Origin of the sequence: Alishewanella tabrizica (assembly GCF_014652375.1) — a bacterium.
Classification (GTDB): domain Bacteria; phylum Pseudomonadota; class Gammaproteobacteria; order Enterobacterales; family Alteromonadaceae; genus Alishewanella; species Alishewanella tabrizica.
The window spans coordinates 1-25,920 of the sequence record NZ_BMYR01000003.1 but is presented as its reverse complement, the minus strand read 5'-3'; the positions used below and the strand labels follow the sequence as shown (position 1 = coordinate 25,920).

Sequence of the window (25,920 nt, the reverse complement as noted above, 5' to 3'; positions counted from 1 at the left end):
TCAGTCTATGTAATTGCCTATCACCGTTAAGAAATTCATGATATAAATATAAAAAAATTTTTTAACTTCAAAGGAATTGAAAATGCAGTTTTACACCGCCCTTGATTTATCTGAACCAAATTCCCTAGATTTAGACAAATCCCTCGTTCTTCGCTATGGTCCAAATGGGATTTCTTTTTATAATCGTGAACACGATTTCACTAATTATGTAAACTCTAACGTGCCTAAGATAGCCAATGCATTTTGGCTTGGTGAGCATCAAAGACTACTAGTCCAAAGTGATAATCACGAATTACATTTTCTTGATACCAATGCACACAGCATTTTAAAAACCGAAACAGTATCTGACTCTATCAAAGAGATTGGCATTTCAGATAATTTATTGTTTGCATGCACATTCGAAAAATTAATGGTGATCTCTTTATCAAAAGCCTCTCAACTCTTTTTAACTCAAGCTGCAGTTCGAAGCCTTAAAGATATTATAATCACAAATGACAATAGATACATTGGAATAGTATCAAAGCAGGAGTTTTCTCTTTATAATCTAGATGGAAGTAAAGCAGTTACTTTTAATAGAGATAATTTCATACCCACTGCAGCTCACCGCCTTTCTGATAATAGTTGGCTCACACTAGAACAAAATAATGATATTTTCTGGTGGTTGCATGACGGGACCGAGGCCTCCAAATTACCATGGTCAGTTGATATTCATAATGGTATACGTTTACTCGACAATGGTAACTTGCTATGTACTGATGGCAATTCAGTTATATATGAAATTACCAAGAGCGGTAATTTGGCTGCCGAATACGTACAGTATGGTTGTGAGTGGTCTCAAATTAATAATATCGCTCCAGTTGCTAAGGGACTCCATGAGACAATTAAAGCACTTAATTTGATTGATACTAAATCCAATACAAATCAAAAACTCACTCGGTTTCCACATGCTTACAATCTTATTGGCCACAATACTCCCAATATTGAGGATTCAGAGGGCCAAATTATTGCTGGGGCATCAATTAAACGAAAGGCTATTAGAAACCCTAGAATTTGGAGCTTTTTTTATCGACCAATTGAACGAACTCTGCGAAATCAGCTAGCTGATGAAATGCGCGCAATTTCTATCGTAGATGATCAGATAGCAAATGAAGATAAATCTCTTAGAAAGCTTGAGTCTGAAAAAATTGCATATGGAGCTTCGAGGAATACTATTGGCGTATTTTGGTTATTACTGTTGATAGCAAGCGTAGTGAGCGCAGTATGGAGCGACTGGATTACAAGTATGTCGGATATACCTGAATTTGCTCCTGTAATAGGTATTGGCTTATTTGCGATTCTACTAATCACGTCCTTAACAGCCGCTCGCAAGTCATATAGACATGCGAAAGAAATAGCCAGTGCGCTTAAATTACTAGATACAGTAAAAAACCAAACGATTGAATTCAAGAGCAAAGTAAAAAATTACAGAAGAACACTGCTCAAACAACTTATGCTTGTCAAAGAAAATCGTATTAGTGATTTTGATATGGGCAAACATGTTGAGGAAATACTATCAAAACAAATTCGTCAAAAAGCTTTAGATGAATGTGGTCTAGATGAAAGTGAAATAAACTCATTAGATGCTGATGGTAACGAAATTCGCACTTACATAAACGAACCAGGCTATCTTCAGTTTAGTGATGTTGAAGATATACCACCCTCAATTAATAAAACAAATTTATATTCTTTTTATCTTGATTCAGATAACAAGCCAATTTTTGCGGTACAGTACATTCAATACTTTTTCCTCGGTAAGAATAAAATAGATGCTTTTACTTGCTTCTATGACTTTATTAACGATGAAATATTTTCAAATCAGTCACACACATTTTACTACCGGGATGTAACAAATATTAGCAAGCGGGAGATTGATTTATCTCAGGAGAATGGTCCCTCTAATCTTAACAATGCGAAGCTAGGTATTGAAATGAAACTTGTTGTAGCTAGCGGAGATATGATCAGAATCAACATTGCCACCGATGAAACTTATCGAGAAATGAATAAAGAAGTTGATGCTAACATTCACCAATTAAATACTAGCAAAAATAATATTAAAGATGAAATCCGCCAGATTGAGCAAAATTCAAATTTAAGTATAGAAGAAAAAGAAGAAGAGCTAAATGATTTACGAGAAGCTCTTGAGAAAATAGATATAGATTTTAGTCGAAGGATCTCAGAAACTGTGAGCACTCACACAAAAACTAGTAATCAAATTATTCAGCATGTCCGCGGTCGCTTAAAGGAATTGAAAGAATTATAAAATGGTGCCTAAGAAAATATTCATATCATTTAGCAGCAAGGACATTGACTACGCTAGGGCTTTTAAGCAAGCCTTAGCTCAGCACACTGGAAATGACTGTATTTTTTTCTCACCCGATACAATTGATGCTGGGGATCAGTATTATGATCGTATAATGCAATTCTTAAGAGGGGCAGATGCATTAATTCTTCTCGCTTCAGCTCACTCTGTCGGATGTAATATTTCTAATATAACACGCTCAAAACATGTGATGCGAGAACTCAAAGAGTCCGATGATCTCAACATCCCAATTTACCCTATTGATGTTGACGGTGTTTTGGAGCGAGGAAGTTATGATCAGGGTACCCGTTATATTATAGGTTCTTACCAGTTTATAAATGGCCAAGAAAACCTTTCTACCAACTCATTTTCTAATATAATTGAACAATTATTCCATGTATTGAAAAATAATCATGCTAAGCATGCTATTCCAATCGAGGATCAAATACATGTAGCCCTTCAAGAAAATCGCATTCAAGATGCAGTTTCAATAACTCGAGCTTTAGATATTAGTAAGTTGAATGGAAATGCGTTAGTTCTCTCAATTATTGTATCTCTCTACGAGCAAGGCAATATCAACTCTCTTAAATTAAATGATGCGATAAAAACATGTAAAAATATTCAAATATCACTTGAAAAAGGATGTAGTCCGGATAAGCAGTCGTTAGCTTTGTATGTAGCTGGTGTCTTGTGCAAGGAGTATTTTCATAAGCGTGTAATTCAATGTCCTCTCGGTAATTACTCACATCTTAAAAGAATCGCACAGCAAACGGGAAGGTTAAGTGTCGCTGACAAAAAAATAGTGCGCTCTCTCAGTAGCGATTTCAGAGCATTCGAAGCTGACTGGTTTTTTGGCACTTAACCATACTCTGATAAAAGGCTGAGTGGACTTCCCCTAAAACACTAGACAATCCTTAGGGTAAAATACAACTTTAGGAGGGCATCATGACCAAACAACGTTTTACACCAGATGCAGAAGCACTTCGTAACTTATCATTGTTGATACGCAGTTAAAATTATAAACATCCTTCTTTCCGGTAACCGAACAAGCTACTCCCTAGCCTCTTTAATCAGTCGAGGCAGCACTCGGACAATAGATTCATCCTTAATTTCCTCTTTCTCAGGAAGCTCCTTGTAGGGCACCATTGTTTCGTTAATTTTTAATGCCCTTTCTGTAGTGGGGCCATACACCCAGCCGTCAACCAAACGCTCAGCAACAAAGCGCCGATGTTCCAGCTCTTTCAGTTGCTCCAGATTGTCTGCGATAGCCTCTTCTAGTTCCTCCATATTTTTATCTGCTTCACTAATATACTCATTAAGCTCAAAACCGATATCGCGAATCTTGATCGATAGGTGATCAGCAGCAGAGCAGCTAGACCATATAAATTCAGGGGCAAGATGACTTTGCCACTCATATTGAGATAGCGGATACAATGCAGACGTGACGTTTATAAAGTGATCCCAATTTTGCAAATCAAAATTATTAATTACATTCCAGCTTTGCTCGAGCAGACTTCTTACTAACACATTGAAATTATTAGAGCTAGCACACTTTTTATACAATTTTTCGAGCAGAAGTTCTGCAACAATGACCTTATCTCGTCCATTGAGCCTTGCCAGCTCATATCTTAGTCCGTTGGCTTTATAAGCATTATGAATAATCAGCCCAAGCCTATCCATTTTTTCTCCAGGGTAATTTTCTCCACTTTGTACTAATGACTCTCTGCAATGGAATAAATAGATGTCTTTGTAAACTTCATCGGATTTTGATGTAAAAGCTTGAGCATCTTGAAGCCTGAAAAAATGCGAACCATTCATCATACAGACTATCCGGGATGACAGCCCTAAAGATAGGATTGCTTGCTTAATACGCTGGCTATGAAACAACGCGTTATAATCAGTTTCTGCATGCACATAAACTATATCGAACGAGTTACCGACAAGCTCTACGGCTTTTTTTACCTGCTGTTGCTGTGTTGCAGAAAGGTCAGTTACAAATAGGTTAAGCGTTGCCAACGGCAAAATACCCGGAGACTGCAAATGATCTTTGTCCCCAGAAAATAGTGATGCATGCTGCATCACAAAGCGATGATAAGTATCTACCTCTGCTGTGAACACACTAATATGAAGTTTGTTGGCATGCAGATAGATGCTCGTTTGCAAAATTTGCTTAATCACATACTGTTGAAAGTCATCAAATCCTACTATGGCTACATGCACTGTTTGTTGTGGATTGCTTGGCTTATCCAGAACAGAAAACTGTTGCAGCAAGGCTCTTGCTGCTTTTCTTTGCGCACTAAACCACTGTATTTCGCCACCTTTAGCACGATAATAAGCAAAAGATGGTTCTGACTGAGCCATCTGTAACAGAATATGATCGTCAACATCCACAATCAATTTTGGTATAGACGTTTTGTCACTTGCTTGGCTATTTATATGCTCACAAATCATCAACGCGATATCCAAATCCTTCTGATCATCCCCAGTAAAAATGTAAATATCCTTTGTTTTCATTAATGGTAGTCGACTTAATACCCTGCTGCTTGTTGCGTCAGCCTCAATGAATAATATTGTATGCATACTCATTAATCGCTCAATAATATCGTTTTTTGATGTTAAATCGACGACTAATAATCTACGACTTTTTGGAAGGCTTATTGAAATTGCATGAGCTGTACGACCGATACCGAAAAAAATAGCATCCGGTGAAAAGAAATGGCTCCTCAAGATTAACCATTGTCGCTTGAAATAATTTAAAAGCAGACCTACTACTGCCAACACTGGGAAAAGAGGTAAGCAGAATCTGGCTATTTCTAGCTGCCAGCTCATAGGCAGTGAAATTGCGTCGAAATTAGCATTTAATACCAGTAACTGAATACTTCGATATACGGCTTCAAAGAAGCCAAGATTTTCTAACCAATAACCCCAAACACTAATTGAAAAGCATGTAATAAACAGCGTTGTAATGGCAACGATATTCAAGATATTTCTTTGCATTTCATCTCCATTATGCAGCTACAGGTTAAGAAAATGGTTAATTGCTAATGAAAAATTCACCAAGACTATTTAACTCATTATTTAAATTGGCAGTCCAAGTTACTTGATTATCATTAGCGGAGATTTTTGATATTTTCGCAGAGATCTCGCTAGAACTGGTATCTAGCCATATAACACGTTTACCTATTTTTATTGCGCTCTCTACGATGTCAACCGTGCCGCCTTTTCCTTTTGATTCACCGCCATCCCAAACTGCAACTAACATATCGCAATTATCGAGCAGATACTTTCCTAGCACCTCATGTGATTCGTCAATTGACGTTAAAAGACCCAATGCATCCATTTCAGTAACATTTGATGCATCAGCTAAAAATTGAGTGAATTCGTCGATATCTTTAATACTTGAAAACGTTTTAATAAAATCATTTCTATTGTATGGCAGAAGTAAATGCAATCTCCAACTTAAGTGTTTAGCAGCATGTATTGCGGCTAAATCAGCACCTGCAGCCATGCCTGAAACAAGAGTGAAACCAACTTTTGAGGAGCTGAAATAGATTTCACTGTCCGCAATCGCCATGTACAGTTTTTCAAAAACGTAAATCAATCTGCCTCGGATAGCCAACATATGCTCTGGTGATAGTCTATTAGGACGATGTCCCGTAAAACCTAGTCGTATTTCAGTCATAAAATCCTTTTAAGTCGGATATAAAGTGTATGACACGGAACTGTAATGGTCTCGGCAGAAAAAGCATTAAACACCCGTATCAAATCCCAGCTTACCATCAGCCACTAAGCTGTGATTTTTTCGCATTAAGTTTCTTTATTGGGGAAAAACAGCTTCAATTTCATCAGCATAAAGTGATTCTTTTTGGTACAGCAACTCCGCCAACTGCTGCAGGCGCTGTTGATGCTTGAGCAAAATTTCGCGTGCATATTGCTGCCCCTCACCTAACCAAGCGCGAACACGCTCTTCTGCCAGTTCATGTATTTTGGGAGAGTATGTTAGAGCACTGATTTCTTTTAGGTTAATTTGCCCAAGCTCTGTGTCCAAACCATAAAAGCATACCGCGTGATACGCGAGCTGAGTGGCTCGTTCAATATCACTTACCGCCCCCGCGGACACGTCGTAATCACTTAACTGCAGCCGCTCTGCTTCGCGCCCGGCTAAGCAAACCGCGATTTGCGCTCTGACCTCAGATTCCGTCATTGCTCCCAGATTGTCGTCACGGCTAATGGCAACGAAGCCCAGCGCTTTATTGCGTGGCTCTATGGTGGCGAAATCAATTTTATGATTAGGCAGCAAAATCTTTGACGCTAACAGGTGCCCGGCTTCATGCCAGGCGGTTTGCAATTTACCTTCGTCAGTGAGGTTTTGCTGCTGATTTATGGCGCCATAGCGTGTTTCGGTGATCACGTGACGCATCACTTCATCAGAGATTGTTCTAAATTCAGCGTTTAGGTATTCATCAGAGGAGGCAAGCGTATAAAGATAGGTTCTAAATAACTTATCAATATCTGCACCACTCATCCCCCTGGTTAAATCAACATAGAGTGATAAAGACGTCTCCATTACAGTGAGCTGATACTTTTTCGCGAAGTGCTTAAAGAAGGCTTCACGTGCCGAGCGATCAGGCAAATCGCAATAGACTATCTCGTCTAATCTTCCTGAGCGCACCACTGCGCTGTCTAAGAAATCAATATGGTTAGTTGCAGCTAACACAAAGATTGGCTCTGCCCGCTTTTGAATACCATCCAGATGCATCAACAGCGCATTAACCGCATTGTTTTGACTGCTCTCTTTTTCGCTGCGCTTCATAGCGATGGAGTCAATTTCGTCTATAAACAGGATACAAGGCGCAATATCAGAAGCCTGCTTAAACGCCTCGTCTATTTTAATGGCCGAGCCATTCACATACTGGCTGAGCAGCTCGCTTACAGAAAGGCTGATAAAAGGTAAATCTGCTTCACCTGCCAGAGCTTTTGCCAGCATGGTTTTGCCTGTACCCGGCGGCCCCGTTAGCAGCAATCCTGCAGGGAAGCCGACATTTTGACTGGATAAACGCTCGGGCTCTTTTAACCACTGCAATACCCGGGTCAGCTGTATTTTGGCACGCTGCAAACCTACGACATCGCTAAGTCGTACGTCAGGTCTTTCCAGCATCAGCCCCTGCACTCCCTCCACCGCACGGGCTACCGAGATCTGCGATGTAAATTGCGGCTCAGTGATACTAAAACAGACACGGCTTCCAGCTATTTCCTTAAGCTGCAACTGATAGCTAAAGGCTTGTTGTTTGTTTTTGGCCGCCATTAAGCGCCAGTGCACCCCAAGCAATAACTTAATGTAGTTAATACTTGCCAACAATTGCTCTGGCGTTAATGCCAACCAAATGTCTTCGGCCAGCGCGTTATGCTCTGGCGTGCTATCAATGACGATGAATATACTTTCAGGATAATAACGCTGAATAAGCCGGCGCTGTGTATTTACCGCGGCCTCGTCTAACCCAGCGGTATTTAAGAAAACCGCTTCAACTTTTTTCTTTTGTAATTTGCGCTGCTCTTCATGCAGCGACTCTACTGATTCAACTTGATATTCGTAAAGGCCAGCCTTTAAGCTCAACAGCTCCTGTTGAGCTAAATTAATAGCCAGTAACTGACCACCAACCGGGCGGGCGAAACAGCTGGGCTCTACCTCTAAGCGAAGTTCGCGCAAAGCATCAAGCTCAGAGGAAGTTAGGGATGAAGTAAAAACTTTTTGCTTAGCTTCAGTGAGAAGCTGGGCACATTTCGAACCAATAGCCCGCACGACCGGCGACGGCAGCTGCGTTAATAACAGCATGGCAGCAAAATCATCGCGTAGCTGATAATCAAAAATACCATCATCATCGGCATCAAGCGCAGCCACATGTTGTTTGGCAATGCTCAGCATTGAGTGCGTATTTAAGGGTTTAAAGCGAACCGCTACCCCAGAAGCCAGACGATTTACCAATTCTGGGCTTAGCGCCGAGGTTTCTCTACCTGGCTGCTTGGCTTGGCGTAGTACATCAAAAATATCCAGTGCGCCAATATCTTTAGCTGCTTCAAAAATACTATGGCCAAGGTTAGAGGTAAAAATAACAATACACTGTGAAAAGTCGACCTGTTGCCGGGTCGTTTCATCCATCATCACGCCGGAATCTAACAGCGTTAGCAACAGCTGTATGACATAGGGGTGCGCTTTTTCAATTTCATCAAACAAGATGACACTGCGTGGATGTATACTTACAAAATAGGTTAGCGAACCCGTCGCAGCATCATTAAATTGAATACCAGAGCCAACCAGACTCATTTGCGCACGCTCATCACTGAAATTTTCCATATTAAAGGTGATAAAGCGGTAGCCGGTGCCTTCAATCTCAGATAACGCGTTAACATATTGCTTCGCTAAATGTGTTTTACCTACTCCGCTAGGCCCGAGAAAGGTAAATATCTGACGCAGTCCGCCACGGGTTTTAAAATGAGACCACATATCGGCATTCATTACCTGACGCAATGCTTCCGACTGCCCTTTGACGCGTTCTTTTAGAAAAGCAGCTATGCGTTGATTCTTATTGCTAATTTCAGATAAAACACCAGGTGGGTTGAGCGCTAAAAACTCCTGCAGCAATGGATCATCTTGTGTAGCAAAGAAGCGCCATAAATTTTGCAGCATCTCAGGTGTAGTTGTAACCGAAGTTGAAAATCCAGTATTCCGCAATAATTTTAAAAGCGAGGCCTCGACATCACTTTTAAATTTATTAAGCAACGCAAAATAATGTACTGTGCCACCATAATTTGGGTAGTCAAACGTTCTAACAGGGATGTAATTTGGCAGCTTTTCAATTAGTTGATACACCGCTTGCGGATAAATAAGCGTTGCCGCCGTTCTTTTGGTTAATACGGCAAGTGCTTCGGTAAGCTTGGCATTAAACAATGTAGCCATTACCACATCTTGCCACCGCATCTCTTCAGATTTGGCTTCAAAAAGCTTATCGATTTGGATTTCACCCGCCACGAATAAACGCCCAATTTTCGCGAAGGCAAGGTGGTACAAAAAGGTTTGGAATAGATTATCGTTCGGAAACACTATCACTGGTGGTACTTTATGGACACGTTTATGTTGCACATAAGGTTGTGAAGTCGCTTCCGCCTCTATGTCATCGTCTGTAAAAAGAAAGTCTAGGGACACATCGTCCGAGGACTTTGGTTCAAAAGTCTCTCTCTCCTGCAATTGATATGCATCAATTTCCTCTTCAAGTATTTTACTCCAGGAGGATAAACCTGCACTGTAGCCATTCGGGCTAAAAGGTAGTGACTGATTAATTGATCCTGATATCTGACTGAGACACTGACTAAATTGCTCAGGCTTACTAAGAAATAACACCAAATCATTGCGAATACCGGTAACGCTTAATTGCGGTTCACCGAGTATTTCAAATTCAATTTTGTTATAAGTCGTCTTCCCCCACCCCAGAGCACGATATTTATCACTGCAAAATAATAATAAAAACACTCTTAATGCGCGCAACGCTATATCTAAATCAGGCTCATTTCCGCTAAGCGTTAACTGTCCAAAGAGCGACGTATCACGCTCAAACAGCTCATAACAATATTGTAAAAAGTTATCTTCTAGCTGATTAAGATGAACGCTGCGATAGTTTAAAAACTTTTCAACCTCAGGCTCATCATCAAAATGCAACAGAACCTCACACCCTAGCGCCTCTGCTGGTTTATACGAAAACTCTAATAACATATCCGATGCATCAAACAGCTTTGATTCGAAAAACACTGAGGCAATAATCAGATTATAAATAGGTGAGAATATCGGCTTACTAGCTAAGATATCCTGTGGGATCTTTTTGCCATCAAGCTGAAGCTGGAATCTAGTAAATACCTTTTGGTTCGCTTTTTGATGTAAATCCTGAAAGTAATCTTGAATAGTTTTCAATGCAAACCTCTTGCAACGTAAGGTCTAAAAGAATGCGAAAGTGGATTTAAAAAGCAGCAAGGACAGCTTTGCGTGTATTGCTGATTCACTGAGGAGTAGGAAAAAGAAGAGAGTAAATATCCATATTCGCATCGATTAACACATCGCTCATCCTGAAAGATAAATCTAATGTAATGAGCTAAAGGTAAATTGTCTAGCTTTAATTTAAGCTTGTATATGAGCCATGAAGAGCCGTAACTGAGGAGAGAGTTTGCGCAAAGATTGGCAATTTTATTGGTGGTGATCTGAATTTATCTTTTACCAATGCTAAAGTTTACACTACTTAAAACTTTAATAATGTGTCTTAGCTTCCTGTAAATATCTTTTCAATCACATGGTTCATGGTTTATGAAGTTCAACTGATCGTGAACGACTTTATCGAATTAATCATGTAGCCCCCAATTCTCAGAAAGTAGCATTAAGACTATCAATTTGCAGAAAATCCAACTAAAAAATAACAAAATACCTTTGTGTTAATTTTTCTCCACTTTTCTGAATATTCATGATAAAACTACAAATGGAATAATCGTATTTATTCACAACAGCTTCACAACGTGGCTAATTCCACCGCATCGGCCGCATGTTTTTCAGGTGACATAATAAGGACGTTAAGCGCATGAACACACCCAAATGCCCCGAATGCAGCTCATCTAATACCGTATTCAAACAAAAAGCCCAGCAGTGGGAGTGCGGTGACTGCGAATCTCGCTTTGTTGATACGCAATATGACGCGCGCCCTCGGCGTATTTTCCTAAGCTACCCCCATGCGCCGGATAAACACTCTCAATTAGTTGAAGATGTTGCCAAGGTTATTACTGCTAAAGGTCACCACCCCTGGTTTGATAAGAACAAAATTAAAGAAGGCTATGATTGGCGTGAGAGCATTACCCAAGGCGTACTTGACGCCGACTGGCTGATTATCTTTATGTCTCAAAAATCTCTCGCCGCCGGCGGTGTGTGTTTAGAAGAGGTCGGTATCGCTTTACAAAAATCAGGGCATGAAACACTGCTGACCGTACTACTTGAAGATGAAAAAACCGTCAACCCGCCCATTAGCTTAACCCACGTGCAATGGTTGGATGTTAAAGATTTTGAAGACGCGTACCCAGAAGACAGAAACAATCCGGCCGCAATGCAAAAATGGGCGCAATGGCTTGATGAACGATTCACGCGCTTAATTCGCCACATCGAAAGAAGAGGCGACATCCAAGGTGACATTAGCGCGTTACGCAATCGCCTACAGCCAGCCTCCTTTGTCGGTCAAATCGCTCATAGTATTAAAGGCTTCGTAGGACGGGAGTGGGTCTTTGATGAAATTCAGCACTGGCAACACCATCACCGTGAACGCCGTACATTTGTGATTGAGGGTGCTGCAGGCATTGGTAAAAGTGCAATTGCCGGACAGTTATCTCAACAGCTGCGGGATGTGATAGGTATTTATTTTTGCAAGCATAACGATGCCACCACCCGTGATGCCAATAACTTAGTGCGCACCATGGCGTTTCAGATTGCCTCGCGAGACCAGGCCTACAGAGCTTGGTTGAAAAACAAACTCACTGAGTCGGCATTCGAAGGCGACAGGCTGCTCGCCATGAATGCGCCGGAGCTCTTTCGTGAACTGATTGTCAATGCTCCTCGCATTAATGAGGAAAACAAAGCGCGCCTAATCTTGATGATTGATGGCTTGGATGAAGCCAGAGATGAAACCGGACACAATACAATTTTAGATTTGGTCAGCAGAGAGTTTAAAGCGCTGCCGAAGAATATCGGTGTTGTTATCACCACGCGCCCCGAGCAAGGCATTGTATCTCGGCTCGACTTCCCTTATGTGTTATCCACCGACGATGTTCGCAATATCAAGGATATCGAAAACTACCTCGCCATGCAGTTTGATTTGCTCGAGGTGTTTAAGGCGCAACCCGATGCAAAAATGAAAACGGTAACAAGCGCGGTTGATAAGTCGCGCGGCGTTATGCTGTATGCCTCAGAGCTTGTGCGTAGTATCCGAGATGGACATATTAACCCGCTGACTCCCGAGCATTTCCCTATTGGCTTAAGTGGTATTTATCATGGGTATATGCAGCGTGAATTCGCATCCGCAGAGGTATTTCATCAAACCTCCGCTAAGCTCGCAGAGCTCATTGCCGTAAGCCCTTTACCGCTTACCGAAGCCTTGATGCGGACTATCACTAATCTAACGAAGGTGGAGTTTGCGCGCTACATCAAGCCCCTATCCTCTCTACTGGTAACTGGTGAGCGCAATGACGCAACGACCTACGCCCTCTTTCATAAAAGCTTTGCTGATTGGCTCGTAAAACCAAGCCGTTTGCATGACTATCGACTCGAAGGCGATGGCCTCAAACGCATGGGGGGGTTCCTGTACGACTGCTTTTTAGAGCAGGGCCAAAAGGTTAAATTTGATAGCGCAGAAATTGAATGGGGTACAAGAGAGCTCTTGCCGCTGTGCTTGCCTGATATGGCATTATGGAATGATACTGAGGCGCTTGAAACCTTAGGGATGGCATTTGACGAGCGAGGCTGGTATCGGGCTGCCATTGTGGCACAAACACAGGTACTGTCGGCAGAAAAATCTACCTTGGGTGACGCTCACCCTGACACTCTGACCAGCATGGCCAACCTGGCAAACACGCTTTCTAAACAAGGTGATTTGTCCGGCGCGCGGGCGCTTGAAGAGCAGGCGCTGGCGGCACGAAAAGCCATACTTGGTGACACCCACCCCGCTACCCTGATCAGCATGGCAAACTTGGGAAACACACTTCATAAGCAAGGAGACTTGGTTGGCGCGCGAGCGCTTCAGGAACAGGCGCTGGCGGCAAAAAAAGCAATTCTTGGCGACGAGCACCCAAGCACCCCGTTCAGCATGGCCAACCTAGCAGGAACGCTTTTTGCGCAAGGTGATTCAGCCGGCGCACGGGCGCTGCAGGAGCAGGCGCTGGCGACACGAAAAGCAACCCTCGGCGATAAGCATCCGGATACCCTAAACAGCATAGCCTATCTAGCGCTCTCACTTAAGGCACAAGGCGATTTAGCTGGCGCGCGAGCGCTTCAGGAGCAGGCGCTTTCGGCAAATAAAGCTATGCTCGGTGACGATCATCCGGACGCGCTCACCAGCATGGCCAATCTTGCGAGCACACTTCGTGCGCAAGGCGATTTAGCTGGCGCACGAGCACTTGAAGAGCAGGTACTAGCGACCAAAAAAGCCATTCTTGGTAATGAGCACCCCAGCACCCTAATAAGCATGACCAATCTAGCTGTAACATTAAAGGCGCAAGGCGATGTGGCTGGCGCACGAGCACTTGAAGAGCAGGTTCTGGCCTTACAAAAAGCCACTCTCGGCGACAAGCATCCCCACACCATAACCAGCATAGCCGGCTTGGCAAACACACTTCATGCGCAAGGCGATTTGGCTGGCGCGCGGGCGCTGCAGGAACAAGCACTGGAGGTATTAAAAGCCACTTTCGGCGACAAGCACCCAGACACCATGACCAGCATGAACAATCTTTCAAACATACTTCATGCACAAGGCGACTTGACTGGTTCACGGGCACTTCAGGAGCAGGTACTGGCGGCACAAAAATCCAAACTTGGTGAAGCCCATCCCGACACCTTGCACAGTATGTCCAACTTGGCTGGAACAATTAGGGCGCAAGGCGATATAGATGGAGCACGGGCGCTGCAGGAGAGGGTTTTGGCGGCACGAAAAGCCATGCAGGGTGACGAGCACCCTGACACCCTAAGAGGCATGACGAACCTTGCAAACACACTTTATGCGCAAGGCGATTTGGCTGGCGCGCGGGCGCTTTATGAACAGGCGCTTACGGCACAAAGAGCCAAACTCGGTAACGAGCACCCCAGCACCCTGATCAGTATGAACAATTTAGCGAGCACGCTTTATGCTCAAAATGATGTGACTGGCGCACGAGCGCTTTTTGAGCAAGTGCTGGCGGCACAAAAAGCTATGTTGGGTGATAAGCACCCTCATACCCTGGCCAGCATGACCAACTTGGCAAAGACGCTTTATGCACAAGTTGATTTGGCCGGCGCGCGGGAATTGCAAGAACAGGCGCTGGCAGCACAAAAAGTCATTCTGGGTGATAATCATCCTAACACTTTGACCAACATGGCTAATCTGGCTAACACGCTTTATGCACAAGGTGATTTGGCTGGCGCGCGGGCATTGCAAGAACAGGTGCTAGCAGCACAAAAAGCTCTGCTGGGTGATGAGCACCCTGACACCCTAACAAGTATGGCCAACCTAGCTGAAACACTTAGTGCGCAGGGCGATTTAGCCGGCGCGCGGGCGCTTCAGAACCAGGAGCTGGATGTTCAGAAAGAAACCCTCGACGACTTTCATCCTGACACCCTCACTAGTTTGAAAAATCTTAGTGATATGTTCTATAAACAAGGCGATTTCATCAAAGCTCGCGAACTTCAAGAAAGTATGCTGGAGATTTATAAAACATTAATGCATCCGACTCACCCCAAAGCGATGGTATGCGTTGTAAATATTGGTTATCTAAGCCATCAGATGAACGATCATGCCTATGGCTTAAAGTACATAAACGAGCTAGCGGTACAAATCCAGCCTTTACTTGAGGGTAGCGCCGCAGAAAAACTAAAAGCCTTTAAGGAAGGGCTAACCCAAGCAATAGCTGAGAGCAATGAAAGCATGGAGGAGATGTATCTTGTACTTGTCCAATTTTTGCAGCATATCGTTGAACTCTTACAAGATCAGCACAAGTAAGCTTGGCATCCAGAACTATAGAAAAAAAACCACCGATGAAAAACGAATGAAACAATTAATGAACTTGCTGCAGCTTATGAGACTCTGGGTAAAATTGAGGATGCCGAAGTACTTCGCGCTATTCATTAGCATTTGAGCAATTCAGGAGAATAAATAAAGTATTTCTCTTCGCAAGGCTACCTGACTGATGTAAGACTTCTGATAGAGCAGTTATTAATTGGCGGCACTGCTCATCAGAACTCATCTAATATCATGATACTAATCAGTAACATGCTTCATTTTTGCTAAGACAACTACATCATCATTCACTGTAGAACGAATTGTGATATGCGTATCTTCTGTTAAAAAGCCATGGATGCGGACGTAATGCCCTTGAGGAAAGCTATTTAGAGCAGCAATTAATAACTCGCGTTTAAAACAAACACTTGTCCAAGCGTCTGAACTTCACCAGAGGATATGACCAATTCTCGATCAGCGGCCATTGCTTCAGTGTTAATGAAACCATGTATTTTGTTTTCTGAAATTGTAAATTAGTGCTGGGTCTAAATCTTGTGGTCGGTTCGTGGCAGCAATAATGAATACCGGTGGAGATAAATTAGTATTAAAACCATCAATTTCAGTTAACAGCTGATTGATGATGACATTAATACCTCGGCCCTCGCGGGAGCCTAAGACATCAATTTCATCGATAAACAAAATGGCAGGAGCATACTTCCTAGCTCGGGCAAATAGCGTCCTTTACAAAGTTATGATCGAGCAAGTCCGTGCCACTTACACTGATAAAAGGAAAATCAGCTTCATTGGCAAAGGCTTTTGCCAGCAAAGTTTTTCCCGTGCTTGGTGGGCCATAAAGTAAAAGTCCCCGCGGCAAAGACACTTTATGGTGCTTGATCAGCGTTGGGTTATTTAGCAGTTTGATTGTTTGCTGTAAGCGGTTTTTCACCAGATTGTGACCCACAATATCAGCGAAATTGACTGCGGGAACCTCAATACTTATTGAGCCCAGACCTTGCAAATCAGCCTGAAGAAGCTGACGTTTATAGGAAGTGAAGTGATTCGTGCAAAAAATATCTCCCCTTACTTTGTTTGCTGACCCAAAATCGTTATTATAGTTATGTTACTACTGACCGAGACCGGACAACTGGGGTAGTGATGCCGGAGCTTTTATAGTTACCCTTAGCCTGTGAGCAAGATAAAAAGGCGCCTCGGAAACCAATTACACCTAATAGCATTAGATCTTTAACGATCCTACATAAATCGGATTGCGATTATAAACATTTAAATGTGACGTATCACAGCAAAAGCTTTTTAAGGCAACTGCATGAAAATAAATCATAATTGTTCAGAATTGCAACTCGAGCATGAGCTAAACATCTTCTTCAATAGTGATAAAGCCAAGTTAGATGAATGGTTTGATACGCCAATCACGAGACTTGATGGTCAATGCCCCCGAACTTTTCTTTTCACTGAGGAAAAACGTAGAGAACTGTTAACAGTTCTTGAAGAGATGAAGTTTGGTGAAATGGCCTGATTTGACTGGTATGAGCGAGTTTAGGAAATAATGTGACAAGTAGCTTGAAAAACGCCGGTTAGTCCGAAGATTGTTTGACTCGCAAGTTAGGTGATATTTCAGTCAGATGGTAGAGATTTAATTTTATAGGTATGGCATGACGAAACCTCGTAAATACTTACCAACTCAGGCTTCCAATTCTATTTGGGCAGAACTTAAACTGCCAAATGAAGATCATAAAGTTCGAGCATTGGTAAGATCAGGTTTCAGTGTTGAATTACTGTCCAATTTAGCGAACATAATTGGTTTTAGATTAATTTCAGTAGCACATTCACTTGGTATCACCCGTTCAATGCTAGCACGCCGAAGAAAACATGGTTGCTTCAACCGTGAAGAAAGTGATCGTATCTTTTGTTTGATCAAAGTAATAGAACGAACAAATGATTTTTTTGAAGGTGATCAAAAATCAGTTCGCCAATGGTTGCAAACATCGTTACCAGCACTCGGGCAAAAGCAGCCGATTGAAATGCTTCAAACAACCGCAGACACCATGGCTGTCTTAAATCTAATTACTCGGCTCGAGTTTGGTGTTCATTCCTAACTAAAGCGGTTATTCGTAACCGGTGAAATTTAGAATAAGAATGTCCGTTTTTCTGCTTCTGGCACCAAGCTACCTAAGCTAACCTGTCACCGGTTCTGTTTAAGTGAGGATCTTCTCGGGTTTAGTGTGCATTTTGCTCGAGTGAGGAGTAAAAAGGTGGTTATACTTTCTATACTAACTCACCAAGGTTAATCCATGTGCTTTATGAGAAGCTCGCTATTAATAGTGCATTAATTACGCTCAAATTAAGCTTGGATCAAGTCTTTTGCTCTCAAATTAAGCATGAATTTGAATTTTCCTGCTCAATTTATACATGACATCGGGCTTTTACGCTCACAGACAGCATGAATTTGAAAAACCTGCTCACAGTTATCATAAAACCTGCATTTGATATGTAAAACAAGCTATTTGGAACTCAAAAGCATAGAATACTTGAAACTATAAAAATGGATTTGTTATTACCTATGGATTAAAATTAGCTATGAATCTAAATATTGGAGATAATATCTATGACAGCTTTTGGCTGGTTAATTCTGGGTATTGCAGCTAATTTAGCGATCGTTATTTATATTGCCCTTACAAGTGATATGACTCCCCCAAATTAAGCGTGAGATTAATCACATAATGGCTTACAGTAAAATTATCTTAAGGTTTATTAATCAACTGTTGTTTATACTTACTATACGCACTAAAGATTTTGCTTAATCCTTCTTCCTTCTGCTTCTTGCTAATAGTGTTAAAAGGGGATAATCAGTTAAGTCGTTAAATAAACCTCTTGTTGTTTAATTTGTACTTAACCAATACATATTGAGAACGACCAACAATTTGATCTTTGTGTATCGAAGTAAAGTACCTTGAGTCAACGCTCTGGTTTCTGTAATCCCTCACGACAAAAAACTGTCTTTAGGCACGGTATAGATGAAGCTTAAATTAAGTTTTCAACAATTTCATCATCATCGCCCATCGTTGAATCGAATCAAGCGTGAGCCGTGGTGTAGCTTACGCCATTTGCTCAGATAGGCCGCAGATTTGCATATCTATCCTTACCATTTTCCTTTTACGAGTAATGTCTACTCCGGCAAACAGTAAAAACTGCCAAAGTCCATAAAAAAAAGAAGGAAGAACAAAATGGCAGGATAAGACCGAAAAGGGTGGCCGACTCATGCCGAAATCGCTGGCTGGTTCATCCCGAAATACGCAATATGGATGCGCAGAGCACAAGCGCAACTTTCGCTACCCTTTATAATCTAAGCAAACAAGACTAAGTTCTTTGAGATTAAAAACTTAACCGTTAACAAAACTTACCCCTTGTCATGAAGCTTCAGTAACATGCGTCATTTTTGCTAGGACAACTATATCATCATTCACTGTAGAACGAATTGTGATATGCGTATCTTCTGTTAAAAAGCCATGGATGCGAACGTAATGCCCGCGATGAAAGCTTTTTAAAGCAGCAATTAACAACTCGCGTTTGACATCAAACACTTGCCCAAGTGTCTGAACTTCACCAGAGGATATGACTAATTCTCGATCAGCGGCCATTGCTTCAGTGTTAATGAACCCCTGTATTTTGTTATCTGAAATTGTAAGCTTGACTACATCGTCGACTTTTTTTGAGCTGACGCCTAATCTGTAGAGCATACGAACAAGCTTCTCAGGATCTTCGTAAAGCCAACCGCTTTCAGACTCGTTAATAAACGGTGCTGTAAATGTCTGATCTAGTCCGATGCAGGGCAATTGGGCATTTATGGTATCTTGCGAGAGAATCATTTTGTTCTCTGCCGCATAGAGCGTCACCCCCTTCATTTTGGTTTTTAGCATGGTTTTAAGGACATTCTTCAGGGCCTTAAAACCATCAAAATCCATAACCGTTTTAAACTCGTTATCTAAAGGCTCCTCCGATAATTGAAATTTTCCGTACACTTCTCCGGATTGTAATTCAATAAACACCCCTAACTCGTTATGTAAATATAAAAAAACAGTATTAGCCGGCTGATGATTCGAATATGCTATCTGATTGAGATTAGAAATTACTTCAACATGTTTATACTTTATTTTTAGAGCATGTTCCGGATAACAATCAGGCTCAGCAGTATAATTAGTTAATACCTCAGGTTGGGAACTTTTTGAAAAGTAGTTTGAGTTCTCTTCAATCGGTTTAAGCTCCACATCTTCATCCAGTATACTGTTTTGTATCGCACTAAAAATTCTAATATTCGAGTTTATAACTTCTAAACCGATAAACTCACTCTTTGGCAAATACCGTAAAACGCTACTAACCCCTGAATATGAAATTGTTTGGCAAAAACCCATTTCGCAGACATCAGTCAGCTCGAGAGTAACGGTTGCCTGAACAGGTTTAATATCAAAACGAGTCTGAATTTTCATTACCTTACAACCAGGGTTAATGCTTAACAGTAATTCTGTACAGCTAGATAACCCAACATCGTGATGTGTTGACTCTGAAACAACCCTAATAAAATTTTCAAAAACTTCCCGAAGGATATAATATTTAATTAGCATAGTTACTCCTTGCAATATTCTAGGTAAATCTTGATGAGTGGGATTAACTGGCAAAACAGCATAGTTTTTTTTGATTTGCTTTTTAAAAATGGGATTTCAACCGTAACTTTCTTAGCTTCATGCTCTTGTATTGAATATTTAAAACGGGCCAGTGTATGCAACCACGATTGCGGAATATCTGTTGCTTTAGAGCATTTGATGAGTAATGAATTGTCCTGATATCCGAGCAAGCTCAGAGTGCGCAATACACGCTGTAGCGTTCGAATATCATGAATTATTGGATTGCTGCTAATCCCAGCGGCGGTTAAAACAGCATTTCGATTGAGCTGAATCCACTGGGTCTGATTTACTCGCTCCAATATCCTCAACCATGCCGGCTGATTGCTCACAGTTTCGACGAAGGAGACATCATAATCCCTAAAATTTTGGTAAAAATGTGCCTTCAAATGCTCATTAATGACTGTCGATGGAAGTGTGTGATATTCCACCAATAATCTGACGTATTCTGAAAACTCTAGAACTGATGATTGAGCAACGCTCGTATTATCAGTATCGTCAGACTCACGACAGACAGATTGCACACCAGTCAAACCTCTGCTTACATGAGCAAAAATTCTCGCCTCATCGTATTGGGCATGTTTTGGCCAGACAGCAAATCGATAGTTATTATCAGCTAGTAACTGCAACACTACATTTCTGTCGGGCGTTAATGTACGCAGATGACTCTGCTCAAAACTCAGCAGTGACAGCAGATGCCAGTAGGATGAGGCGGTGATAGCAGGTGATGAATGTCCCAGTTGTGTCGCAACAAACTCCAGAACGGGGATCAATGTTGACACCTCCCTACCCAAGCTCCTGAACAAGAGGTTAACTCGAGTTAAATTTTGCTCGTCAAATAGAGATGCTTGGCAAAAATAGTATCGCTGACGCCAATCAAGCCGCTGACTAACGGCCAGAGAGATTAACCAGAGCATACTATTCGCGGCGCAATGCCGCAGTGAGTGGACTACGAAATCGGGGATACCACACCGATCACGAATGATTTGCAAAGCCTGAATTAAAGAAAAGTCGATTACAGTTTCATCAAATAAATAGTCACACACTACCTTTCTACTATTAACCCAACCCAAAAACTCTGCATAAAGATGCGCCGGCATAAACGCGGTCGAAATACGCCTGATGGCATAGAGAGTTTTTCTGCGCTCTCGGCGAGAAACATAAATCCATTCGGAAGTGACATCGTCAATATGCAGATGAGCCGCTTCGGTATAACGCAGCCCCAGAAAATAGCAAATCTGCATAAACCAATAGGTCTGTACCTTTTCTGGCGCAGGACTATGAGTCAAAAACTCTGCAATTGCTGATTCAAATAGTTGAGGCGGAATATAGTGAACTCGAGTACCACTGGCCCCAGCGCCCAGATAATCCAACAGGTTACTATCGTAAAATTTCAGTTTTGACCGCTGCTCTAAAAACTGACAAAAAATCGAAACGGTATTCTGCCGGTCCGGCGCAGAAATATTTTCAAACGCTTCGATGACTTGCTCTGTAAGACTAAATAGTTTGGCCTCACATGACTGAGCCGCGTTTATTAAATGATTATCCGACCAAGCCTCCTTCGTAAAAACTTTCAATGTTGACGCATAGTTTTTTACGGAAGATGCTGCCAAATTCTCTTTCCAGGCCGACCCTGTCAGAAATAGATTTTTGCAATAAATAACAATCGAATACACAATTAAGCTGCAATTTTTACGGCAATTTGTCTCCAGAACGTCTAAAGAACGCCTTGCTTCTTTGAAAGCTGACGAATTTCTGAGCCCCTTTGGTTCATCGTGCTCAAATTTTGTCAGAATAAAATTCAGTTCGCGTAGTGCATCGATATCGTACTCGCCAGTTCTGAAACCGATTCTGGGCAGGCCCGTGCTCTCATCATCAGCGCTTTGAATGATGTGTTCTGAGCGCGGGCATTTTGATGGCTCAGGCTGTAACGCAATATTAGGGAGAGTTCCCGTTAGTGCTAGCAGTATTAGCGGCGATGGTAACGATTTTGACAGCGGATTGAGTGTCTGACTATAAATCGGAGCATCCAGAAAAACTGCCGCTTTTAACAGAGCTCGCCAGTCCCCCTGATACTCCAATAGCGAAACACTACTAAGCCATTTTTCAAAAAATTTTCCGGGCTGCCTTACAAACTGCTTAATGCAGGAGGAACTCTTTAACTGTCTCAGAAGTAACAACCCCACAGTATCTAAAAAAACCAAATTTAGGTCATTTTGAAAAACTGCTCTTTCGCCATCTTTTAATACTGTTATTGAATCTGATTGCAACAGCACTTTTAGCTCTTTAAATCGACTGACCCCTGTATACCTCGCTAAAAGCAGCAGCATAGACGGCAGCCTGAGGTCTTCGTCGTGATGCGAGATGCCCTGCCGCGCCGCATCAATTACTCGTTCACAGAGTGAGAGCCGCGGATTGTCACTATTCCAAAAGGGCGGGAGCTTCTTAACTGGGAAAAATTGTGGCGGTGGTAAAATGTTGGGTTGTTCTATTGCGTAGTATTCATATAACACCCACAAACCTCGCTGCAACGCGATGAGTTCATTTTCTGTTGACGCTGCCTCATAAATAGTTGACGCATTATTCACCAGCAAGCGCTGCGCCACCCTTCCTGTTCTGAATAGATGATGGCTCTCTAATACATTGATAGCGAATGGAATTTGCTCTCTAACCGCGCGCTCCTCATCAGCAAGCGCCGTTACTAGTAGTTCAGATAACTGCATTTTTACCCCCAGCTAACTGAGTCAGACTTTTATGAATAGCCTCATCAAATTCGGCATACTCATGCTCAACACTATCTAGCAGCTGTTGCTGTAAAAGAATCAGTTGAGCGGGTGATGACTGCGCAAACCGATTAAAAACACTAACGCCTGCCCGGCTGTGATTGAGCAGCATATCCAACAATGACTGTTTAAAATCAGGAGAGCTTTGAAGATACCGCTGTGCCGCAGTATGTCTAAAGCTATGATTTATAATGCTTTCATTAGTTAGTCGGGCTAGTTTGCCATTAACCACGGCCCTGTCGAAATGTACCCATTTTTCATCCCAGTGCATTAATAGATGCGTTGGCACCGGAGCATTATTAGACATCGAGAAAGTTTCAGCACAGCGCCGCCACAAAGTTATCAATTCGACTAATCTGCGAGGCAGAATGATTAGCCTAAGCTCGTTTTTTGAGCGAACGGATTTATCTGCAACAGTGAAACAACCAAATTCCCAATTCATGTTTTCAATTGTTGGAAATGGCATTTTTGTAGGCCTAAGTCCCACAGTGCTAGCAACTCTGATGTATAAATAAAACGCGGTAAGATTAATACAATCTTTAGCAGAACCGATTAATCCATTGATCAAACCATGAAAAATCGCATTTAACACTTCTTGGCGCAAAGTGATTTTTGAGCCAATTTCAGTGTAATGACGATGGCTTACGGCTAATTCCCCAGCCTCATAAATATTTGCGTTCCGCCAGTGGAGCCCTGCTTCAACACAGAATTCGCGCCAGGCAGAGGTAATCGTTTGTGACAAAGTGAATATAGAAACAGAAACATAATGATTCTGGACGCAGAGCTGGCCGGACAAAAATCTGAAATAGGTTTCTGGGACGCTTTCGCGGGCATACTGTTGAAAGGATTTCTCGATAGCCCTTTTTGTTATCCCCTTAATATGTAATCCGGAGCACCTCAGAATTTCATTTAACCAATGTGTATATTTTGAATCTGTGATATGACACAATTCAGATAAAGTATTAAGATGGCGTCGATTTGATGGAATACCACGCAACAATGTATTAAGCAGGAAAGTTGCTGGGTAGGGCAAAACGATAGATAAACTCTCTCCAGCTATATAGTGCACACGTGGATCGTGCGTTTTTGGTTCAGCTGTTTTAAGCAAATTAGCAGGTAATTGTAATGAAGCCCTGACGAAACCAGAATCACTCCGAAATTCATAAACTAAATAGCTTCCTCCCTTCTCCAGCTCAACATCTATTTTAGTTAATTTATTGACTAATATAATGTTTGCTGGATTCGAAACGCCAATTAATGCTAAAAACAAAATGAGCAGGTTGCAAGCCGTATCTGGTTGAATTTTAGACATCTCTCCTGACAGCAGGTATGGCGCCGCGTGTTGTAAAAACATATTAATTTCACTTGGCAACGCAGTATGAATGCCAGCTACAACCGCAGCTTCACATGCATAATAGGCTCGCTGTGCACCATTTAATCGCCGCTGAAACCGTCGTCGTTGCTGCTCTGTCGTGAGAGCAACTTTGCTGTCACATCCGACAGTTTCGTTAATTGTCTCTGCGTTTTCATTAGTTGAATGAGATGCATACAATTCTAAAGATGGTGAGTCATAAATCAGCTGCTTATGCTGGTTATTGGCACGTGCCATTTCGCTCTGATTGCGAAGTTTGACTGGTGCAAAAAATGGAACAAGCAGGCCCGTCTGTGGATAAGAGTTCTCTGATCGCCGCAGCCTCAGCTGAATTTCTAAGGCCGTCAAATCCAGTAAAATTGGAAGCGTAAGCAGCGTAGCTTTTGATTCAATTACACATTTTCTGAAAGCCAGAAATGCGGCGTAATCCTCAGCTCCGCGGCACTCAAACAGGTGCATTAATAGCGCAATCTGTCTGTTGACCTGATCATCAGCATAAGGATTATCGTGCGGCTCACCTATTTGCATCAGTGTCGCTAAAAACGGATGATTTTTGAGATGGTTATGAAGTTCATTTCTGCTACGTGCCTCTTGAGGCGGAGTGCGCATGCTCTCCAATACGTTGTACATATGTTTTAGTTGATCTCGCTCAGCTTCCGAACAAGGCGAGATCTGCATTAGATAAAAAACGGATCTGCGTATTCGCGATACTACTAGCCCGAACGCGAAATCTTCTGGAATGTCAAAAAAGAGAAAAATTTCTGAAATCATGAGAAGCTCCGATTTTTCGGAAGTGGAATTTTTTTCAGGGCCAGGCAAAGGTCCACAGGTGCAGCTATGTGATGAGAATCGGATTTTGTTGATTTTGGGTAAAGGGTTGTGCGATGGACACCTAAATTTTCTGACCACTGTGCTGCATTAAACATCGCAACAGTTTGGTGCTCCCTGCTACAACTGCGTTCAAAGACTGGAATTTTCGTCGGTTTAATAGCACATAGACTATTGATAATCAGTGCATCTACAACACGCTGTTTTAACTCTTTCTCTGTTTTAACAGGGATCTCAAGAACTGAAATTTGTTGTTGAGGGAATTGTGCTGCCAGCACTGATATGAGTAGAAAATTGTCCAATGCATAAAATTCACGTTGAAATTTGATAACGCGACAGCAGTCCAGCTGACGCCATAAAATATCTAATTTCTGGCGTTTCGACAGCGCTGCTACTGCTCGATGTAGATGTAAATGAGTATCAGCAGGCACCTCAATCGGCAAAATGTTTATTTTATGTAACAAAACTTGTGGCATAAGTGCTATCCCAAAAAAATTTAGACAGCACCTATAATATGTCATTTTTTCGGGGCACTTTGATCACAGAGATATCAAAAAAGGGGCCTCTAAGAAAATAAATGGCATTTTTGGCCCCAAAAAATATACAAAATGCTCAATTAAAGCTTTTATGAGTGTTGATTTGGAAATTTCAAAATGAAGCGACTTCTTCAGCAGAAAATCCAACATGAAACAAATTGATAACAAGCGTTCTAATTCAAAGTGAATTTCGTTCTGGTTTTGAGTGAAATCAATTCTGATTTAATATGAACACTGATTTCAGAATCCCCCTCCCTCGTTGATTGTTTTAATTTATAACCTGACAATCTTCACTATGAGCGCAGGCTGTGTAAAAACTCAATATTTCCTGACTTTTGATCAGGTCAATCCAGAGCATCGGTAAAATTTTGCTGTATCAAGCTAACTAAGAGCAATTTTGACTTTTAACGTGTTTGATTTGAGGGGATCGACATAATTAAGTGGTTTTTGTAACTGGCTGGGCGTTAAACGCAATACAACCTGCCTATTGATAAAGCTCCTTGAACTTCATTTGTAACCCCGCAACACCCCAAATCGATATCATCCGTTTCAGGTTGTATGCCAAGATGTGTAAGCTGATTTCAGTACTGACATTTGTAAATCGCCGC

At 41.9% G+C, this 25,920-nt stretch carries 14 protein-coding genes and 1 pseudogene; 5 read left to right on the top strand and 10 right to left on the bottom strand.

The window, feature by feature from the left end; translation table 11 throughout:
• Positions 1 to 82 precede the first annotated feature (82 nt).
• Together IE070_RS04205 and IE070_RS04200 are read left to right on the top strand one after the other, a co-directional pair.
• The gene (locus IE070_RS04205) at positions 83 to 2,299 is read left to right on the top strand and encodes a hypothetical protein (RefSeq protein ID WP_189480806.1); all 2,217 of its coding nucleotides are present in this window, start codon (positions 83 to 85) and stop codon (positions 2,297 to 2,299) included.
• A 1-nt stretch (position 2,300) separates the two neighbouring features.
• On the top strand, positions 2,301 to 3,200 hold the full coding sequence (locus IE070_RS04200; protein WP_189480804.1) for a toll/interleukin-1 receptor domain-containing protein: 900 nt from the start codon (positions 2,301 to 2,303) through the stop codon (positions 3,198 to 3,200).
• A 188-nt stretch (positions 3,201 to 3,388) separates the two neighbouring features.
• On the opposite strand, the gene IE070_RS04195 is transcribed toward IE070_RS04200, so the two are convergent.
• From IE070_RS04195 to IE070_RS04185, 3 genes are all read right to left on the bottom strand, one after another.
• A complete protein-coding gene (locus IE070_RS04195; RefSeq protein ID WP_189480802.1) occupies positions 3,389 to 5,335 on the bottom strand; it encodes a hypothetical protein in 1,947 nt (648 codons plus the stop codon).
• A gap of 37 nt (positions 5,336 to 5,372) precedes the next feature.
• Positions 5,373 to 6,020, bottom strand: coding sequence for a hypothetical protein (locus IE070_RS04190; RefSeq protein WP_189480800.1), 648 nt, complete (start codon positions 6,018 to 6,020; stop codon positions 5,373 to 5,375).
• Between the two features lie 135 nt (positions 6,021 to 6,155).
• On the bottom strand, positions 6,156 to 10,298 hold the full coding sequence (locus IE070_RS04185; RefSeq protein WP_189480798.1) for an AAA family ATPase: 4,143 nt from the start codon (positions 10,296 to 10,298) through the stop codon (positions 6,156 to 6,158).
• Positions 10,299 to 10,953: 655 nt separating this feature from the next.
• Between IE070_RS04185 and IE070_RS04180 the strand changes: the two genes are divergently transcribed.
• Positions 10,954 to 15,102, top strand: a complete 4,149-nt coding sequence (locus tag IE070_RS04180) for a tetratricopeptide repeat protein (protein ID WP_189480796.1) — start codon at positions 10,954 to 10,956, stop codon at positions 15,100 to 15,102.
• A 492-nt stretch (positions 15,103 to 15,594) separates the two neighbouring features.
• Here the strand turns inward: IE070_RS04180 and IE070_RS16760 are convergent.
• Positions 15,595 to 15,828: pseudogene (locus IE070_RS16760) on the bottom strand (AAA family ATPase); the annotation flags it as partial.
• On the bottom strand, positions 15,818 to 16,045 hold the full coding sequence (locus IE070_RS16755; protein WP_373296917.1) for an AAA family ATPase: 228 nt from the start codon (positions 16,043 to 16,045) through the stop codon (positions 15,818 to 15,820). The pseudogene IE070_RS16760 and the gene IE070_RS16755, both read right to left, overlap by 11 nt.
• Before the next feature lie 378 nt (positions 16,046 to 16,423).
• Between IE070_RS16755 and IE070_RS04170 the strand changes: the two genes are divergently transcribed.
• A complete protein-coding gene (locus tag IE070_RS04170) occupies positions 16,424 to 16,633 on the top strand; it encodes an antitoxin Xre/MbcA/ParS toxin-binding domain-containing protein (RefSeq protein ID WP_189480794.1) in 210 nt (69 codons plus the stop codon).
• 136 nt (positions 16,634 to 16,769) lie between these two features.
• On the top strand, positions 16,770 to 17,213 hold the full coding sequence (locus tag IE070_RS04165) for an Xre family toxin-antitoxin system antitoxin (RefSeq protein WP_189480792.1): 444 nt from the start codon (positions 16,770 to 16,772) through the stop codon (positions 17,211 to 17,213).
• Positions 17,214 to 17,975: 762 nt separating this feature from the next.
• On the opposite strand, the gene IE070_RS16750 is transcribed toward IE070_RS04165, so the two are convergent.
• The 5 genes from IE070_RS16750 to IE070_RS04145 all read right to left on the bottom strand — a co-directional run bounded on the left by IE070_RS16750 (position 17,976) and on the right by IE070_RS04145 (position 25,252).
• Entirely contained in the window at positions 17,976 to 18,101 is a 126-nt protein-coding gene (locus IE070_RS16750; RefSeq protein WP_373296908.1) for a S26 family signal peptidase, read from the bottom strand.
• A gap of 423 nt (positions 18,102 to 18,524) precedes the next feature.
• Complete coding sequence (locus IE070_RS04160; protein ID WP_189480784.1) at positions 18,525 to 19,736, bottom strand: hypothetical protein; 1,212 nt, start codon at positions 19,734 to 19,736, stop codon at positions 18,525 to 18,527.
• A gap of 2 nt (positions 19,737 to 19,738) precedes the next feature.
• The gene (locus IE070_RS04155) at positions 19,739 to 22,516 is read right to left on the bottom strand and encodes a site-specific integrase (RefSeq protein ID WP_189480782.1); all 2,778 of its coding nucleotides are present in this window, start codon (positions 22,514 to 22,516) and stop codon (positions 19,739 to 19,741) included.
• Positions 22,503 to 24,719 (bottom strand): site-specific integrase, encoded by a 2,217-nt coding sequence (locus IE070_RS04150; RefSeq protein WP_189480780.1) that lies wholly within the window; start codon positions 24,717 to 24,719, stop codon positions 22,503 to 22,505. The genes IE070_RS04155 and IE070_RS04150 overlap by 14 nt, the downstream gene beginning before the upstream one ends.
• Complete coding sequence (locus IE070_RS04145) at positions 24,716 to 25,252, bottom strand: hypothetical protein (protein WP_189480778.1); 537 nt, start codon at positions 25,250 to 25,252, stop codon at positions 24,716 to 24,718. Before IE070_RS04145 ends, IE070_RS04150 begins: the two co-directional genes overlap by 4 nt.
• Between the last annotated feature and the right edge of the window lie 668 nt (positions 25,253 to 25,920).